We start from the raw sequence: 16,409 nt of genomic DNA, 5'->3' as shown, positions 1-16,409 counted from the left end.
CCTTTTTATTGCCGGTGGCGCGCAGACAGGGCGGCGAAGGCCATCGCGACGACGAATACGGTCGCTTCGATTACGGTGGCCCACAGATGCGCAGGAATTGCCCATCCGGCGTCACCCAGTCTCAGGCCAAGTCGCGCCAGATCGAGCTGCATACGCGGCATTTCCAATTGCAGGCTGAGCAGCGACCCGGCGAGCAACGTACCGTTTGTCAGTCGTATGAGAATACCGGTGGCGATACCCGAGAGAACCGCGCAGCCCAGCACAAGCCCGCGGGCTCTCCCGCCCAGCGCGAGCCATGCGAGAAAGCCGGTAGCGCTGCCGATCAGTAGACCCTCCAGCGGGCCTGTCACATCGCCAAGGCTTCTTCCGGTCAGCAGGCCCACCCCCTGATAGGCGAGCATATTGCCGACAAGCCCCGCGAGTAGGCCGCCGACCGCTCCCGCCATCACCAGCATCGGATCCGCCGTTTTGCGCCACGCCAGCATCGCTGCCATCGCCAAGCCCAGCGCCGCACCCGCCAGCGTGCCGAGCGCACCAATCATGGCTGCGAGCATGAGGCTGCCTGCCGCACCGCCCGTGCCTGCCAGCACGCCATAAGCGAAGCCGCCGAGCAAACCTGCCACCAGCCCGCCCACTGTGCATGTCCCGGCCAGTCGGGACGCGGGCTGAGCCGGAGCTGCCACAACAGTTTCGCTTTCCCCCTCCTCCGCGATCGTGGCCACGAAGCGATAGCCGTGTTTCGGCACTGTCTGGATGAAGCGCGGTGCACCGGCCTCGTCTCCCAACGCCTTGCGCAGCGAGCGGATGCATTGGGTCAGCGCTTCATCGGTGACGGGTATCCCGCGCCAGACGCGGTCCATGAACTCGTCCTTGGTGACAAGCTCGCCGCGTCGTTCCACCAGCAGCGCGAGCGCATCGAAATAGCGGCTGCCCAACTCCACTGGCGCCCCATCATACATGAGCTGACGGTTGCTGCGATCGAGCGTGAAGCGGCCGAAACTTGCTATATTGGGATCTGCGTCCATCAGCCAGACTTCTAGGGTTATCGACACGGTTCGGGAAGGTTTTCAGCCATTCCTCACAAATTGCTCATGCCGCTCAGGCGCAGGCCAGTGCAGGGAAATGGCATCGCAACTGCCATGAAAGTCTTTTTCCCATGACCAAGTCTGTCCACAACTTCCGCCCCCGCAAATTCCTCAATGGCTGGCGCATAGCTGGCTGGGGCAGCCTGTTGGCGCTGCTGATGCTGCCCGCCATTGCCATGCAATTCACGACGGAAGTCGGGTGGACGGGCAGTGATTTCGTCTTCGCAGCCGTCCTACTGTCGTTTCTTGGCGGCGCAGTCGAATTCGCCGTTCATGGCGCGCGGCGCACACCGGCCCGGGTCGCAATCGTCGTTACCGCGCTGGCGGTGTTCCTGACGCTGTGGGCGAATGGCGCCGTGGGCATCATCGGGGACGAGGGTGAGCCGGTGAATTTCGGCTTCACGGTGCTCGCGCTCGGCGCGGTTGCAGCAGCCGCCGTGACCCGGCTCCGGGTGAGGCCGATGCAGGTCGTTACCGCGGTGATTGCCGTCTCGCAGATCGTCATGGGGTTCGTGGGCATGCTTACGATGCCCGGCCACGCTGTCGAATGGGGCGTGCTCGCCGTATTTGCGCTTATCTGGGGCGGTGCCTCGTGGTTTTTCGACCGCGCGGCGAGGATGGCAGCCTAAAGCTTCCCGTGGCCACCTGTTGAGCCGAAGCCGCCCTTGCCGCGCGCGGTCACGCTCAATTCTTCGACTTCTTCCCATGCCGCCAGTGTGACTGGGGCCAGCACCAATTGCGCGATCCGGTCTCCGCGCTCGATGGGGAAGTCATCATCGCCGAGATTGATCATGATGATCTTCAGCTCGCCGCGGTAATCGGAATCGATCGTACCGGGCGTGTTGGGCAGAGTGATGCCGTGCTTCAGCGCAAGGCCGGAGCGGGGGCGAACCTGCACTTCATATCCATCGGGAATGGCAATCGCGAAGCCGGTCGCAACCGCGCGGCGCTGTCCGCGGCGGAGCGTCAGGCTTTCGGCGGCGACCACATCCATGCCAGCAGCACCGAGCGTTGCGTAAACGGGAAAATCGAGGCCGTGGCCGTGCGGCAGGCGCTTGATCTGCACCGGTACTTTATCAGGCATCCTCAGTCAGTCTCTCGGCAATCTGGGTGACGAGCTTCATCGCTACGTCCTGCTTGGTCATTTCATCCCAGTGCTCGACCTTGCCTTCACGCACAAGGTGGATCTGGTTGTCATCCCCGCCCATCACATCTTCGGAGACATCATTGGCGACGATCCAGTCGACGCCCTTGCTCTTGCGCTTCTTGCGGGCATTTTCGACGACATCGTCGGTTTCCGCCGCAAAGCCGATCAGCAATTCGGGCCGATCCGTGCTGGCGGCGACGCCTGCGAGAATATCGGGGTTTTCAGCGAGGATCAGTGCGGGCGGTGCGGCGCCGCGTTTCTTGATCTTCTTCTCGATGTAGTCGCGCGGGCGCCAGTCGGCGACGGCAGCGACCATGATTGCGACATCGGCGGGCAGCGCTTTCTTCACCGCATCGGCCATGTCCTGCGCGCTGCCGACATCGATCCGGTCTACGCCCAGCGGCGTGCGCAGGTTTACAGGGCCAGAGACGAGTGTGACCTTCGCGCCGGCAGCAGCGGCGGCGGCGGCGATCGCATAGCCCTGTTTGCCGCTCGACCGATTGGCGAGATAGCGCACCGGATCGATCGGTTCATGCGTGGGCCCGGCGGTGACAAGCACATGCTTGCCGTAGAGCGGGCGCTTCTCGGGGTCTTCGTCGAATGCAGGCTGGCCTTCGAGCGGATCGAAAGCATCGAATGCCGGACCAAGCCCGCTTTCGGACGGTGCATCCACCGGATTGGCAGGGCCGCGAGCCATAGGGCCGACGGGTGCTGCGGCATCTTCGCCTTCGAAGGGCTGCGGGGCCTGCTGGCGGGCGTTGACTTCGTGATTGATTGCCTCGCGGTCTGTCGGCGGGGCGGCGCTGGCCTTGCCTTTCTTCGCGAAGAGATGCTCCGCGCCGGACAAGTCGGGCTCAGGCAATTCGGGGCCAGGCACGATGCCTTCGGGCAATTCCATATCGGCGAATTCGTCGTCGTCGAATTCGTCCTGTTCCTTCGCCGCTGCACGCGGGATGATATTGCCGAGCAGGCCGCCAAGGCCCATGCCGCCATCTTCGCCTTCGTCCTCTTCGCCGAGCTCAACGTCATTCCGACGGGCGAGGTAGGCAGCGATATCGGTGCTGGCAGCGGCTGCATCAAGGCCGAGCGCATCGGCGATTTCGAGGAACACAGCCTCAGGCTCTGGCAGGCGGCCGGGGCCGAATTCACCGCAGGCCATGCTGCCCATGTCGGGTTCCATCACATTGACGCCGCTATCGCGCAGGGTCTGCACATTGCGCACGGTCGCTTCATGCTGCCACATTTTTACATTCATGGCAGGCACGGTCAGGACCGGCGTATTGGTGGCGAGCAGCATCGTGGTCGCGAGATCGTCTGCAATGCCTGCCGCCATCTTGGCGAGCAGGTCTGCCGTGGCGGGACATACGACCACAAGGTCGGCTTCGCGCGACAACTGGATATGGCCGATCTCGGCCTCGTTCTTCAGGTCCCACAGCGTGGTGAAAACCTGATTGCCGGAAAGCGCGGCGAGCGACATCGGCGTGACGAATTGCGCCCCGCCTTCGGTCAGCACGCAGGACACATCGGCCCCGCCCTTCTTGATGAGGCGGACCAGTTCGCAACTCTTGTAAGCGGCAATACCACCACCCACGACAAGCAGGATGCGGGGATTGGTCGAGATGTCCTGTTCTCCGTCCTTGTTGATGCGCTGCTGGAGCACTTTGCCTGTCCACTATTAGTCCAAGCGTGCGCCTTCGCAAATGATGGTTAAGATAGTGTTGGTTTTTGTGTCCGCGTGGCGGCGAAAAGATCGGCGAGCGCGCGGGGCGCAAATGCCAGGCCCGCAAGGTAGACCGGCAGGGTCAATTGCACCCAGTAAAAATTCTCCGGCCGGGCGAACAGGGCGACTGCGGTGAGAAAGCCTGCAAACCAGAGCGTGGCGAAGAGCCCCAGCCGTCCGCCCAGTGCCAACCAGCCGACGAGCGGCAGGATCATCAGCGCGATTTCCAGCCATTTGGGCACGAAGGGGATGGCGGCGAGCTTCGACAGGGCGCCAAGCGACAGCATCGGCCCCGCCATCGCATCCCAGCCGGGAGACACGGGATCGCCCGGCAACCGCGCCGCCTCGACACCGAGGTAATGGGCGAACATGCCGATCGCGAAGAGGGCAAGCACCGCTGTAACGCCCGCCGCCTCCTTCCAGCGCCGACCGGCGAGAGCGAAGGCCAGCCAGAGGAGGACGAAGGGCAGGGAAAGCTCGCGGAGGGCCAGAGCGAGGGCGGCAAAGACCAGGGCGATCCACCAGCGTTCCGGCGTATAGGTCACGAGCGCAAGGCCTAGGCAAGCGCCCGCCGCAATTTCATGGATCATCGCCGATTGCGGTATCATCAGCCCGACGCCTCCGAGCACGGTGAACAGCGCCGCGCAAACCCATTCGGGCAGCCGGGTGCGATCCTTCAGCTTGCTGACGAGCAGGAGAATGATCGCGGGCAGCGCGGCAAACAGGATGTAGCCGAGCATTTCCACGCCGATCCAGCGGTGCAGCATCGCGAGCGTCGGCTGGCGCACGGTCACGAAGGGGACTGTGGGGTAACCATTCGCGCGCTGCTCTGCGAGGGCGGCGGCGTAGTAATTCTCGCCGGCGATTACCCGTTCCGAAATACGCTGGTAAAGCGCGATATCGCCGTCACCTTCGTCGAGATCGGCCTGCGCTTCAGCCGCATCGTTCTCGGGCGCTGCGACCGGATAGGCGCTCCACGCCGCCCAGGCCATCGCAAAGGCGAGCAGTAGGAGCAGCGCAGCCGCGGCAGCGCGCGGCAAATGGCGCAGGGGGCGGTCCAGTCCGTCCCACCAGCCAATCGGATCGCGTAAAACACTCATAATCCTGACTTTGAACCGGGAAGCGCGCCGCCTCAATGTCCACGCGCCGAATTCCACAGGCTGGAAAGCGCACGCGGCACCATGGCGAGGCCGACGAACCACACCGGCATGACGATCAGCGCCCAGTAGAAATTGTTGTCACGCCCCGCGATCATGAACAGCACACCATAGCCGAGGCACAGGAGGAAACCGGTCAGCCCGAACCAGCTGCGCCAGCCCGCCCAGCCGAGCAGCGGCAGGAGCGCGAGCGGTGCAGCGATAACAGGCGGCAACAGGTAGAGCGGACTGGAAAGCACGATATTGGCCGTCCACCCGCCCAGACCGCGAAGGGACAGCCAGCCGGGCGATGCGGGATCTGCCTCGGAAGTGACGGCTCCGACCGCGAGAAGGTGCATGGTCAGCGCCGCGCCGAACACCAGCACCAGCGCTCCCCATGTCGCCGCCTCCGCCCGCTTTCCGCGCATCAGCGCGATCGCGCCCATCAGCAGGACGAAAGGCAAGGCCAGTTCGCGGATGAATACCGCCAGCGCTGCGGCGAGCACTGCCCAAATCCATCGCTCAGGCCGGTAGAGCCCGATCGAAAGCGCAATCAGCATGCCTGCCCACACTTCGTGCAGGGCAAGATATTGCGGCTTCAATCCGCTGACCGATCCGATCACCAGCAGGAGAAGGAGATAGCGAAGACGCCCCGGCCCGCCCTGCACGTCGCGCAGGCGGAAATGCCAGGCCGTAACGGTCGAGACCCCAAGGATTATGGCGAGAACAATCAGCCCGCCCTGCCCGACCAGTGCAGTAATATGCGCGAGCGTTGGCAGGCGCACTGCCAGCCCCGGGCGCACCGGAAAGTCGCGAGCGCGCTGTTCCTCGACCGCTACTTCGTAATAATTCTCACCGGCAGCAACGCGCTCGGCAATCCGGTCATAAAGTTGGAGATCGGTATCGCGGGGTATTGCGCTCTGCACATCCTCGGCGCGCTCTTCCACCAGCTCGACAGGGCCCGCATCGGCAGGGGCGGTCACATCCAGCCCTGCCTGCGTGTCCTGCGCGGTAATCGCTGCAGCGAGCAGCACGGCAGCCACCAGCGCGAGCGCCAGCATGGCCGCACCCGGCGCCCAATGCGCAAACCTGTCCCACGGCTTGGACCGTGATCTTAGCCTAGCCACCCTGTTTCAATGCCCCCGAACACCAAGGCGCCTCCCACAAGCGCCGCCATTATATAGCCGAGCCAGCCGCGACCCTGTCTTTCGCGGCGATCCCAGATGAGCTCCACGTCGTCGAGCGGCGGCTGTTCGGGCGCGCCGCCCTTGGGCGGGAATTTCTCTTCCAGCCGGCGGATGAGCTGCGGCACCCGCAGCAATGTCTCGGTATCGTGGCGAATGCGATCGGCAATCGCCGCTTCCGGCCCAAGCTCGTCACGCATCCAGCTGCGGACATAGGGTGCAGACGTCTCCCACATGTTGATTGCAGGATCGAGCTGGGTGGCGATACCTTCGACCATCACCATGGTCTTTTGCAGCAGCAGCAAGTGCGGCTGTGTCTGCATGTCGAAATCGCGCGTAATGGCGAACAGCCCGTCGAGCATCTGCCCGACCGAAAGCTCGCTCACCGGTTTGCCGCGCATCGGTTCACCCACGGCGCGCAGCGCGGTCGCGAATTCGCCGACATCGTGATAGCTCGGCACATATTGCGCCTCGAAATGGATTTCGGCGACGCGTTTGTAATCGCCTGTGATGAGGCCGTAGAGAATTTCCGCCAGCCACTGCCGTGCCTGCGTATCGATGCGCCCCATGATCCCGAAGTCGATGGCAACGATGGTGCCATCATCCTTCACGAACAGATTGCCCTGGTGCATGTCGGCGTGGAAGAAACCGCCCGCAATCGCCTGCGTCAGGAAAGCGAGCACCAGCCGATTGGCGAGTTCAGGCAGATCGTGGCCCGCCGCAACCAGCGCGTCGCGATTGGAAATCTTGATCCCGTCGACCCACTCGATGGTCATCACCCGGCCATTGGTGCGATCCCAGTCGATGTCGGGAATATGATAGCGCTCGATCCCGCGCATCGCCTCGGCTAGTTCCGAAGCCGAAGCCGCCTCGCGCCGCAAGTCGAGCTCGCGATTGGTCCAGCGTTTGAAATTGGCAATGGTCAGGCGCGGGCGAAGGCGCGATGCTTCTCCGCCAAGCGCCTCGAGATGCGCAGCGGCCCATTCATAGGTCGCGAGGTCCTCGGCGAATTTCTCACGAATGCCGGGGCGCAGCACCTTGATCGCGACTTCGCGGCCTTCGGTCGTGATGCCCTTGTGCACCTGCGCGATGCTGGCGGCACCTACGGGATCAGGATCGACATGGCTGAAGAGTTCTTCGAGCGGCCGTTCAAAGCTCGCTTCAATATGGCGCTTGATCTCTGCAAAGGGAACGGGCGGCAGATTGTCCTGCAGGCTGAGCAGATTATGCGCCGCTTCATCGCCCACAAGATCGGGGCGCGTCGCCAGGGATTGCCCGAGCTTGATCGCCGCCGGCCCTACAGCACGGAATGCTCCGGCATAGTCGGGTTCACGCGGCTGGATGGTGCCGAAACGGGCGATCCGCACCAAGCGTTTGACAGGGGCAGGCGTGTTGGGATCGCGCTCGATCCCCCGCAGCGCGCCATGCCGCGCCAGCGTCCGGCCCCATTTGAGAAGCCGCCAGATATGGGTCGAAGGCCGCGTCACGCGTTAAATCTTCCACCCGGAATGGATATTTACCGCGCCGCCAAGAATGCTCTCAACCTTCGTATGCGCGAAACCGGCTCGCTGGATCATCGCTTCGAATTCGGGCGGCTTGGGAAAGCGGCGGATGCTTTCGGCAAGGTAGCGATAGCTGTCCTCGTCATTGGCGATCGCCTTGCCGATCTGCGGCATCAGCCTGTGAGAATAGAGATCGTAGACTTCCTTGAAGCCGCTCCATTCGGTGTTGCTGAATTCCATGCAGAAGAAGCGTCCGCCAAATTTCAGCACGCGGTGTGCTTCGGCCAGCGCCTTTTCGATATAGGTGACGTTCCGAATGCCGAAAACGATGGTGTAGGCATCAAACTGGCGATCGGGATAGGTGAGCTCTTCGGCGTTCTGACAGGACCACGACAAGCCATCGATCCCGCGATCCATCGCCCGTTCGATCCCGACATCAAGCATGTCCTGATTGATGTCGGCAACCACCACATCTGCGCCGCGATCTGCCATGCGGAAGGCAATATCACCCGTGCCGCCGGCCATATCGAGAATCGCCTCGCCCGGCTGCGGTTTCACGCGGCTGACGAATTTGTCCTTCCAAAGCCGATGCATCCCGCCCGACATGGCATCGTTCATGATGTCATATTTGGCCGCGACATTGGAAAAGACCCCGCCCACGCGCGCAGTCTTCTCATCGGGCGCCACGTCTTCGTAGCCGAAGGATACCTTTTCACTCATGGCCGCTCACTTAGGGGCAATTGTGCCCCGCGCAAAGGGTGTTAAAGGCTGTAGCCATGCCGGAATTGCCAGAAGTCGAGACAACCGTGCGCGGATTGGCGCGTTTTATGGATGGCGAGCGGATCACGCGCGTCCAACTCAATCGTCCGGACATGCGCTTTCCCTTCCCGCAAGGACTGGTTCAATCGCTCACCGGCGCGAGAGTGAGCAGCCTTGGACGCCGCGCCAAATACGGCCTTATTCATACGGACCGGGACAGCACGCTTATCTTTCATCTCGGCATGAGCGGACGATGGCGGATCGATCCCGAAGCCGATGAGAAGCACGATCACCTTGTTATAGAGACCGCGCGCAATCGCTTCGCACTCAATGATCCGAGACGGTTCGGCTATGTCGATCTCGTCGACACGCCAGCGCTCCAGCAATGGCCCGCCTTTGCAGCTATGGGCCCGGAGCCGCTGAGCGATGATCTGACGGTCGAGCATCTGCGCGCAGCGATCAGCGGCCGGAAACAGGCGATCAAGCTGCTGCTGCTCGATCAGCACGTGGTAGCAGGGCTCGGCAATATATATGTGTGCGAGGCGCTGTTTCGCGCCGGTATCAATCCGCGCAAGGCTGGCGGACGTGTGTTCCGGCCGGCATTGGAAAAGCTGGTGCCCGCGATCAGGGATGTGCTCACCCAATCGATTACCGATGGCGGCTCCACCTTGCGCGACTACGCCCGCCCCGATGGAGAACTCGGCTACTTCGCCACGCGCTTTCAGGTATACGGACGCGAAGGCGAGCCCTGCGTGCGCGGGGACGGCGGAATTATCAGGCGGGTCGTGCAGGGCGGGCGCAGCACGTGGTATTGTCCGAAATGCCAAACGTAGCGAATCCTTGACCTGAGCGCTTCGCGACACTAAATGCCCCGCCGATGCGGCGCTTTTTGCGCCCTTTTACCGATTCTAACGAGACAATGGACCGGCCGTTCGCGGACGGCTGAGATACAGGATTTATACATGGCCAATACGCCGCAAGCCAAGAAGCGCATTCGTCGCAACAATACCCGCGCCGAGATCAACGGTGCCCGCAAGAGCCGCATCCGTGGCTTCGTGAAAAAGGTCGAAGTGGCCGTTTCCGAAGGCGACAAGAAGTCGGCTGAAGAAGCACTGCGCGCTGCGCAGCCGGAAATCGCTCGCGGTGTTGCGCGCGGCGTGATGCACAAGAACACGGCCGCTCGTAAAATGAGCCGGCTTTCGAAGCGCGTCGCCGCTCTCTGATTCGCTGACACGGCGGCTGCGATTCGCGCGCAGTCGGCTCGTCAGAACGGAACGAAATCAGAACGAGGCTCGGGGTTTTCCCGGGCCTCTTTTTTTGCGCCTGCGAACTTGCCCGAGAGCGCTTCCAAGAAATCTAGGGATTCCCGCGATTCGCGAGACTGTCACATAACTATTGTGGGAAATCAGCGACTTGAACGGAAGGCTGCGGCTTACAGGCGAGTCAAGAACCTATATTTTAATAAATTTGTCACCACACTCTTGCCCCCCGGCGTGAGACGTTCATAACAGGGTTCTGGACGCGGCGCATCGCACCGCAGCCGGCAAATATTTAGTTATCGACGACAAAGGTTCTGAAGCTCCCATACTCGGGTTTCAGGTTGGGGAAGTTGTGCCTGTGTCGTCGATGAGAGGGGCAGCCTTCAAAGGCGCACGATAATTGGGACGGGGTTCACAAGATGATAAGAATGGGGCCGCACAGCGGGCGTTCTGGAGCCACCAAAAAAACAGCGGTTGAGGACAATATGGAAGATCACGAAGCAGTAGACCTGGCCGCCGATTGGGCAGATATCAGCCAGGGCCTACGCAAGGATCTTGGTCACCAGCTTTTCACCCAATGGATCAAGCCGATCCAGCTGGGCAAGATCGACAAGGAAAGCGGCACGCTGCAGCTTTTCCTGCCGACCGAATTTTCCGCCAATTGGGTGCGCGATCGCTATCACGACCGCTTGTCACTCGCTTGGAAGATCGCCCGCGGCGAAGTTCGTCACGTAAAGGTCGAAGTGCATCCTGGCCGCCGCAAGATCGCCGATTTCGATCTGCGCGGGGATGACGGCTTTGGCCACCGCGCCGCCAATGACGCGACGCTGGCGATGGAATCGATCGGCGATGACGGCTTCACCAGCTCGGTCGGCCTCGACCCGAGCCAGACCTTTGCCGCTTTCGTGACCGGCAGCACCAATGTGCTCGCCAAGAATGCCGCAGAGCGCATGTCCAAGGCCGAGAAGCCGCAGTTCAGCCCGCTCTACCTCAAGGCCGCGACAGGCCAGGGCAAGACTCACCTGTTGCACGCCATCGGCCACAGCTACCTGCAGGCCTTCCCCCGCGCCCGCATCTTCTACTGCAGCGCAGAACGCTTCATGGTGGAATTCGTCCAGGCGCTGAAGTCGAACGAGATGATCGAGTTCAAAGGCCGCCTGCGCGCGTTTGACCTGCTGCTGGTGGACGACATCCAGTTCATCATCGGCAAGGCCGCCGCGCAGGAAGAATTGCTCTACACGATCGATGCGCTGCTCGCCGAAGGCAAGCGACTGGTGTTCGCCGCCGATCGCGCGCCGCAGGCGCTCGACGGTGTCGAACCGCGCCTGCTCAGCCGCCTGTCGATGGGCCTTGTCGCCGACATCCAGCCTGCCGATATCGAACTGCGCCGCGCGATCCTTGAATCCAAGCTCACGCGTTTCGCGCCGCTCGAAGTGCCCGCCGATGTGATCGATTTCCTCGCCCGCACTGTGTCGCGCAATGTGCGTGAACTGGTTGGCGGCCTCAACAAGCTGATCGCTTACGCACAGCTGACGGGGCAGGAAGTGTCGCTCCAGCTCGCCGAAGAGCAGCTGACCGATATCCTTTCGGCCAATCGCCGCCGCATCACGATTGACGAGATCCAGCGCACCGTATGCCAATTCTACCGCATCGACCGCAGCGAAATGAGCAGCAAGCGCCGTGCACGCGCCGTGGTGCGTCCGCGCCAGGTGGCCATGTATCTCGCCAAGGTGCTAACGCCGCGCAGCTATCCTGAAATCGGTCGCAAATTCGGTGGCCGCGATCACTCGACCGTGATCCACGCCGTGCGCCTGATCGAGGACCTGCGCGAGCGTGATGCCGATATGGACGGCGATGTGCGCAGCCTGCTGCGCCAGCTCGAAAGCTGAGACCGGTTACCGGCGGCGCGGCCTGCCTGCGTCGCCGGACCACAGCCTATCCACCGCAAATCGACGGCATTTGCACAGGGCTATGCACAGCCTTGCGCACATGCGCGTCCGCTGGGTTGGATACAGACTTAAGACTCGGTTTTTGCTTGGATAATGTGCCCTGCCGCGTTCCGGCAACGCTTGGTCGTGATAGCGATGCTGGGTTCGGAACGAGGCACCTCCTGATCGATTAAATCGATAACTACAGGAGATTTAACATGGCTGGTCCACTTATTGCACTTTCCCTCATGACGCTTGGCGCAGGTGCCGCCGTGGGCGTGCAGCAGTATCGCAAGATGAAGCGCAAGCTGCCGGAGAATAACGACATCCACCCGGAAGAGCGCCTGCAGGAGCAGCGCCTCGAAGAGGAGCGGGAGGAAAAGCCGCGCCTACGCCAAGACGAGCAGCGGCTTGATAAAGCGCCCGTCTAGGCAAGCGCGAAACTTATCCAGAAAGGCCGGCCACAGTGCCGGCTTTTTTGTGCGCGTCTTCCAGACGGGCTTGAGCAAAAGTGTCGACACTGCGCCCCGCCAATGCCAACAGGCGCGCATGGACGAACCACCCCACCCCCTGTCGCAAGAACGGATCGATCGCTTCGCGCGGCATATCGTCCTGCCCGAACTGGGCGGCGCGGGGCAGATGGCCTTGTCGCGCAGCCATGTCGCGCTCATCGGGCTCGGCGGCATCGGTGCTCCAGTACTGCAATATCTTGCAGGAGCAGGCGTGGGGCGCTTCACTCTGGTCGATGATGGCGATGTGGAGGCGAGCAACCTCCAACGCCAGACCATCTATACAACGCGCGATATAGGCCATGGCAAAGCCGTTTCGGCACGCCGGTGGCTGGCCAATTTCGATGACAAGCTGAGCGTCGAGATTCACGACCAGCGCATAGTCGCAGAAAATGCGGAGAGGCTGTTCGGCGACGCCGATCTTGTCATTGACGGAACGGACAATTTCGCCACCCGCCTCGCCGTATCCGACACATGCGTCCACGCGAAAATCCCGCTGCTCTCCGCCGCCGTGGGCCGCTTTCAGGGTCAGGTCGCAGCCTTCCAGGGGCACCTTGAAGGTGAGCCCTGCTACCGTTGCTTCGTCGGAGATGCCTTTGATGCGGAGGATTGCGACACCTGCGCCGAAGACGGCGTGCTCGGAGCAATGGTCGGCTGGGTCGGTACGTTCGCTGCGATGCAGGCCGTGCGCATTCTGGTGAGCAAGGCTGCGAACATGGGCGATCCCGCCTGGGGTACACTACAGCTGATGGACGGGATGAAACCCGGCATGCGGCCTATCACGATTGCCAAGGATCCGGAGTGCAGGGGGTGCAATCCAAGCCACCGCGATTGACTCAAACGCGCTCGAACTTCATAAAGTGTCCACCATTAGGCGACCTTCGTGAGGGGGAGGGTCGCTCGCCCATTGGTTAATCCTGCGCGATTACGCGCGTCCGAACCTATGGGGGGAAATATGAAAAAACTAACTCTTGCTACTATGGCTGCTGCGCTCGCGGTGACCGCAATCAGTGCGCCGGCTGCGGCACAGGTGCGTGAGTACGAGGATTACGAATATTCGGAGAATGTGGTCGAGCTGACCACCGTCCGCATCGAGCCCGGGCAATTGGAAACCTATCTCGAAGGCCTGAACTCTACATGGGTTGCGGGCAACGAAGTGGCGAAAGAACTTGGCCACATCGTCGATTACGGGATCTACTCCAATATGGCGCCTTCTGGCGGATCCTTTCACCTGATGCTGGTTATCACCTTTCCGGGCGAGAACATGCAGCCTTCGCGCGAACGTTATGACGAGTTCATGGCAGCTTGGGGTGAGGCCAATATGGACCAAGCGAATGAAACCGTGATCAATCTGTATAATGAAATTCGCGAAATACAGGGCGTGTATTTGCTGCGCGAAATCAACATGCTGGGCGCCGAATAACAGCTACGACGCAAGCGATTGGCGGGCAGCTCAAGTGGGGCTGTCCGCCAATAGCTCCTCCACCCATTCCGGGACCAGCTCGCTCGCCGGGCCGAGCCTTGTTTCGTCGAAGAAGTGCGATCCGGCGCTGCGTTCCAGATTGAGTTCCAGCGTGCGCGCTCCTGCGCGGTTCGCCTCTTGCACGAAGCCTGCCGCCGGATAGACGGCGCCGCTGGTGCCAATGCTGACGAACAGGTCGGCCTGCGCGATCGCGGCGAAGATGCGATCCATCTGATACGGCATTTCACCGAACCAGACGATGTCAGGGCGCATGCTCGCTTTTCCGCAGGCGGGGCAATCCGGTCCGTCGCGCAATGTCCCTTCCCACTTGTGCCGGACATCGCAAGCGCGGCACCATGCCGAGAGCACTTCGCCATGCATATGGAGCGTGTTTCGCGCCCCGCCGCGTTCGTGCAGATCGTCGATATTCTGGGTGACGAGGAGCACTTCGCCATCGAACTCCGCCTCGAGCCGCCCGAGGGATTCGTGCGCGGCGTTGGGCTGCGCGGCGAGCACATTGGCGCGCCGTTCGTCATAGAAGCGCTGGACGAGATCGGGATCGCGGGCGAATCCCTCCGGCGTGGCGACCTGTTCCACGGGATGGTTTTCCCAAAGACCGTCTTCTGCGCGGAACGTCTTGAGACCGCTTTCGGCGGAAATCCCTGCGCCTGTCAGGATCACGATGTTGCGGATGCTGCTCATGCGCTGCATGAAGCATGTCACACATAGGAGTGGCAATGGCACGTATCGGAATCATCGGCAGCCAGGGGCGCATGGGGCAGGCCATCGCAGCGGTACTGGACGCAGGCGAGCATGAGTGCGCGGGCGGCGCGGACAAAGATGGCGACGTTGCGGAACTGGCCAAACGCAGCGATGCGCTGGTCGACTTCTCCTCCCCCGCCGCGCTGCAGGCGAATCTCGATGCCGCGAGCGCAGCGGGCATTCCGCTCCTGATCGGCACCACGGGGCTGGCGCACGAACATCATGCAGCAATCGACGAGGCGGCAAAGCATATTCCCGTGCTCCAGACCGGCAACACGTCGCTGGGCGTGACCCTGCTCGCCCATCTGGTGCATGAAGCCGCCGCAAGGCTTGGCGATGACTGGGACGTCGAAGTCCTCGAAATGCATCACCGCATGAAAGTCGACGCGCCATCGGGCACGGCGCTGCTGCTTGGCCAAGCGGCTGCGGATGCGCGCGGCATCACACTGAGCGAGACAACCGAAAGCGGGCGCGACGGGCATACGGGCGCGCGCGCGAAAGGGGCAATCGGCTTTGCAGCCCTTCGCGGCGGTACGGTGGCCGGAGAGCATTCGGTGATCCTTGCCGGCGAGGAAGAGCGCATCACCCTCTCCCACAGCGCCGAAAACCGTAGCATCTTCGCCCGCGGTGCCGTTCGTGGAGCGGCATGGCTCATTGGACGAGAAGCGGGACGCTATACGATGAAGGATGTGCTTGATCTCTGATACCCGATTTTGGGGAGGGGAATTCACATGGCATTGGTTCCGGCAGCTGCCACACAGGCCTATATCGACACGCTGAGCGCCGAGGAGCTGGCCCTCGCTCGCGATTACACCACGGGCAATCACTGGCTGCTTCTGGCAGGACTGCTGGTTTCTGCCTTCATCACCTGGGTCATCGTGCGCAGCGGCGTGCTGGACAAAGTCGCGGAGAAGCTGGTCGCGCGCGGTTTTTTCCTGCGCACTTTCTCGATTGCCGTGGTCTACGTCTTCGTGAGTTCACTCCTCACGCTGCCTTTCGGCATTTACGAGGATTGGTGGCGCGAGACGCAATATGGCCGCACCAGCCAGCCACTCGCGGACTTCATCAGCCAGGGCGCCATCGGCACGGTGATTGGCGCCGTGCTTGGCGGGCTTTTCCTGACCGGCCTCTATTTCCTCATCCGCAAGGCGGGACGGTTCTGGTGGGCGTGGAGCGGCGCGCTGGTGGCGGGCGCCACTTCTTTCCTGCTGTTGCTGTCACCCGTCGTGATCGAGCCGATCTTCAACCAGTATGAGTACATCCCCGAGGGCGAAGTACGCGACGCCGTGCTGGAACTCGCCGCCGATGCAGGCGTGCCCGAAGATCGTGTGTTCATGTTCGATGGCTCGCGCCAGTCGAACAATTTCACGGCCAACGTTTCGGGCGTGGGCGGCTCTGCGCGCATCGCGATTTCCGATGTGGCGATGGATCAGGCCTCGCTTGATGAAGTGAAGGCGGTGACCGGGCATGAGATCGGCCATTACGTCCTCGGCCATATCTGGCGCACGCTAATCGTGATCAGTGTCCTGGCAGTGCTGGTCTTCTTCCTGACCGACCGCACCTATGGCTGGTTCGCGCGCAAATTCGGCACCGATGCGGCCCTCTCCGATCCTCGCGGTCTGCCGGTCCTCGCTTTCGTTTTCGGCTTCTACTTCCTGCTGGCAACGCCCGTCACCAATGCGATGACGCGCATCGGGGAGCGTGAAGCGGATGCCTATTCGCTCGAAAATGTCGGCCTCCCCGATGCCCTGTCGGGCGCGCTGATCAAGACGGCAGAATATCGCTATCCGCTCGCAGGCCCCATTGAAGAGGCGATCTTCTACACCCACCCCACGGTCGAAAACCGCGTGCGCCGCGCAATGGAATGGAAAGCTGCCAATCCACAAGCCGACAACGGCGGCGCGGAGTAACTCTAGCTCAACGACGCGAAACGATTGGCAAGCCCGCGCGAAAATG

The 16,409-nt window shown here is 62.1% G+C and carries 17 protein-coding genes; 9 read left to right on the top strand and 8 right to left on the bottom strand.

All coding sequences use genetic code 11. The features are described from left to right. Positions 1–5: 5 nt before the first annotated feature. Entirely contained in the window at positions 6–1,052 is a 1,047-nt protein-coding gene (locus O2N64_RS06535; protein ID WP_271079471.1) for a winged helix-turn-helix domain-containing protein, read from the bottom strand. A gap of 104 nt (positions 1,053–1,156) precedes the next feature. Here O2N64_RS06535 and O2N64_RS06530 point away from each other — a divergent pair, with 104 nt between their 5' ends. Further along, entirely contained in the window at positions 1,157–1,714 is a 558-nt protein-coding gene (locus O2N64_RS06530) for a hypothetical protein (RefSeq protein WP_271079470.1), read from the top strand. Here the strand turns inward: O2N64_RS06530 and dut are convergent. Genes dut through O2N64_RS06500 form a run of 6 tightly spaced genes read right to left on the bottom strand, consistent with a single transcriptional unit; the run spans position 1,711 to position 8,494 of the window. Further along, positions 1,711–2,169 (bottom strand): dUTP diphosphatase, encoded by a 459-nt coding sequence (dut, locus tag O2N64_RS06525; RefSeq protein ID WP_271079469.1) that lies wholly within the window; start codon positions 2,167–2,169, stop codon positions 1,711–1,713. The two genes, O2N64_RS06530 and dut, sit on opposite strands and share 4 nt — an antisense overlap. Continuing rightward, entirely contained in the window at positions 2,162–3,892 is a 1,731-nt protein-coding gene (locus O2N64_RS06520) for a bifunctional phosphopantothenoylcysteine decarboxylase/phosphopantothenate synthase (protein ID WP_271079468.1), read from the bottom strand. The genes dut and O2N64_RS06520 overlap by 8 nt, the downstream gene beginning before the upstream one ends. A gap of 47 nt (positions 3,893–3,939) precedes the next feature. Then, the gene (locus O2N64_RS06515; RefSeq protein ID WP_271079467.1) at positions 3,940–5,052 is read right to left on the bottom strand and encodes a hypothetical protein; all 1,113 of its coding nucleotides are present in this window, start codon (positions 5,050–5,052) and stop codon (positions 3,940–3,942) included. A 32-nt stretch (positions 5,053–5,084) separates the two neighbouring features. Then, complete coding sequence (locus O2N64_RS06510; protein ID WP_271079466.1) at positions 5,085–6,149, bottom strand: hypothetical protein; 1,065 nt, start codon at positions 6,147–6,149, stop codon at positions 5,085–5,087. 53 nt (positions 6,150–6,202) lie between these two features. After that, entirely contained in the window at positions 6,203–7,759 is a 1,557-nt protein-coding gene (gene ubiB, locus O2N64_RS06505; RefSeq protein WP_271079465.1) for a 2-polyprenylphenol 6-hydroxylase, read from the bottom strand. A 3-nt stretch (positions 7,760–7,762) separates the two neighbouring features. Beyond that, on the bottom strand, positions 7,763–8,494 hold the full coding sequence (locus tag O2N64_RS06500) for a class I SAM-dependent methyltransferase (protein WP_271079464.1): 732 nt from the start codon (positions 8,492–8,494) through the stop codon (positions 7,763–7,765). 56 nt (positions 8,495–8,550) lie between these two features. Here O2N64_RS06500 and mutM point away from each other — a divergent pair, with 56 nt between their 5' ends. The 6 genes from mutM (at position 8,551) to O2N64_RS06470 (ending at position 13,652) form a co-directional block, all read left to right on the top strand. Further along, positions 8,551–9,366 carry a bifunctional DNA-formamidopyrimidine glycosylase/DNA-(apurinic or apyrimidinic site) lyase gene (gene mutM / locus O2N64_RS06495; protein WP_271079463.1) on the top strand — a complete coding sequence of 272 codons (816 nt, stop codon included), beginning with the start codon at positions 8,551–8,553 and terminating at the stop codon, positions 9,364–9,366. 129 nt (positions 9,367–9,495) lie between these two features. Continuing rightward, a complete protein-coding gene (gene rpsT, locus O2N64_RS06490) occupies positions 9,496–9,756 on the top strand; it encodes a 30S ribosomal protein S20 (RefSeq protein ID WP_271079462.1) in 261 nt (86 codons plus the stop codon). A 521-nt stretch (positions 9,757–10,277) separates the two neighbouring features. Beyond that, on the top strand, positions 10,278–11,681 hold the full coding sequence (gene dnaA, locus O2N64_RS06485) for a chromosomal replication initiator protein DnaA (protein ID WP_333781578.1): 1,404 nt from the start codon (positions 10,278–10,280) through the stop codon (positions 11,679–11,681). Positions 11,682–11,938: 257 nt separating this feature from the next. Next, on the top strand, positions 11,939–12,151 hold the full coding sequence (locus O2N64_RS06480; protein WP_271079460.1) for a hypothetical protein: 213 nt from the start codon (positions 11,939–11,941) through the stop codon (positions 12,149–12,151). Positions 12,152–12,269: 118 nt separating this feature from the next. Further along, on the top strand, positions 12,270–13,064 hold the full coding sequence (locus tag O2N64_RS06475) for a HesA/MoeB/ThiF family protein (RefSeq protein WP_271079459.1): 795 nt from the start codon (positions 12,270–12,272) through the stop codon (positions 13,062–13,064). Between the two features lie 120 nt (positions 13,065–13,184). Beyond that, the gene (locus O2N64_RS06470; protein WP_271079458.1) at positions 13,185–13,652 is read left to right on the top strand and encodes a hypothetical protein; all 468 of its coding nucleotides are present in this window, start codon (positions 13,185–13,187) and stop codon (positions 13,650–13,652) included. A gap of 30 nt (positions 13,653–13,682) precedes the next feature. On the opposite strand, the gene O2N64_RS06465 is transcribed toward O2N64_RS06470, so the two are convergent. After that, positions 13,683–14,393 (bottom strand): NAD-dependent deacylase, encoded by a 711-nt coding sequence (locus O2N64_RS06465; protein ID WP_271079457.1) that lies wholly within the window; start codon positions 14,391–14,393, stop codon positions 13,683–13,685. Between the two features lie 35 nt (positions 14,394–14,428). On the opposite strand from O2N64_RS06465, the gene dapB reads away from it, so the two are divergent. Together dapB and O2N64_RS06455 are read left to right on the top strand one after the other, a co-directional pair. Next, a complete protein-coding gene (dapB, locus tag O2N64_RS06460; protein WP_271079456.1) occupies positions 14,429–15,157 on the top strand; it encodes a 4-hydroxy-tetrahydrodipicolinate reductase in 729 nt (242 codons plus the stop codon). Positions 15,158–15,184: 27 nt separating this feature from the next. Then, entirely contained in the window at positions 15,185–16,363 is a 1,179-nt protein-coding gene (locus O2N64_RS06455; RefSeq protein ID WP_271079455.1) for a M48 family metallopeptidase, read from the top strand. The last annotated feature ends 46 nt before the right edge of the window (positions 16,364–16,409 follow it).

Source organism: Aurantiacibacter sp. MUD61 (genome assembly GCF_027912455.1).
GTDB lineage: Bacteria > Pseudomonadota > Alphaproteobacteria > Sphingomonadales > Sphingomonadaceae > Alteraurantiacibacter.
Note: the sequence above shows the minus strand (reverse complement) of the source record. Positions and strands in the feature narration are given on the sequence as shown.

Excerpts from the sequence above, each read along its gene's own strand:
- O2N64_RS06530 (WP_271079470.1), top strand. The coding sequence starts at position 1,157 with ATGACCAAGTCTGTCCACAACTTCCGCCCCCGCAAATTCCTCAATGGC.
- dut (WP_271079469.1), bottom strand. The coding sequence starts at position 2,169 with ATGCCTGATAAAGTACCGGTGCAGATCAAGCGCCTGCCGCACGGCCAC.
- O2N64_RS06515 (WP_271079467.1), bottom strand. The coding sequence starts at position 5,052 with ATGAGTGTTTTACGCGATCCGATTGGCTGGTGGGACGGACTGGACCGC.
- O2N64_RS06510 (WP_271079466.1), bottom strand. The coding sequence starts at position 6,149 with ATGCTGGCGCTCGCGCTGGTGGCTGCCGTGCTGCTCGCTGCAGCGATT.
- O2N64_RS06500 (WP_271079464.1), bottom strand. The coding sequence starts at position 8,494 with ATGAGTGAAAAGGTATCCTTCGGCTACGAAGACGTGGCGCCCGATGAG.
- mutM (WP_271079463.1), top strand. The coding sequence starts at position 8,551 with ATGCCGGAATTGCCAGAAGTCGAGACAACCGTGCGCGGATTGGCGCGT.
- rpsT (WP_271079462.1), top strand. The coding sequence starts at position 9,496 with ATGGCCAATACGCCGCAAGCCAAGAAGCGCATTCGTCGCAACAATACC.
- dnaA (WP_333781578.1), top strand. The coding sequence starts at position 10,278 with ATGGAAGATCACGAAGCAGTAGACCTGGCCGCCGATTGGGCAGATATC.
- O2N64_RS06480 (WP_271079460.1), top strand. The coding sequence starts at position 11,939 with ATGGCTGGTCCACTTATTGCACTTTCCCTCATGACGCTTGGCGCAGGT.
- O2N64_RS06475 (WP_271079459.1), top strand. The coding sequence starts at position 12,270 with ATGGACGAACCACCCCACCCCCTGTCGCAAGAACGGATCGATCGCTTC.
- O2N64_RS06470 (WP_271079458.1), top strand. The coding sequence starts at position 13,185 with ATGAAAAAACTAACTCTTGCTACTATGGCTGCTGCGCTCGCGGTGACC.
- O2N64_RS06465 (WP_271079457.1), bottom strand. The coding sequence starts at position 14,393 with ATGAGCAGCATCCGCAACATCGTGATCCTGACAGGCGCAGGGATTTCC.
- dapB (WP_271079456.1), top strand. The coding sequence starts at position 14,429 with ATGGCACGTATCGGAATCATCGGCAGCCAGGGGCGCATGGGGCAGGCC.
- O2N64_RS06455 (WP_271079455.1), top strand. The coding sequence starts at position 15,185 with ATGGCATTGGTTCCGGCAGCTGCCACACAGGCCTATATCGACACGCTG.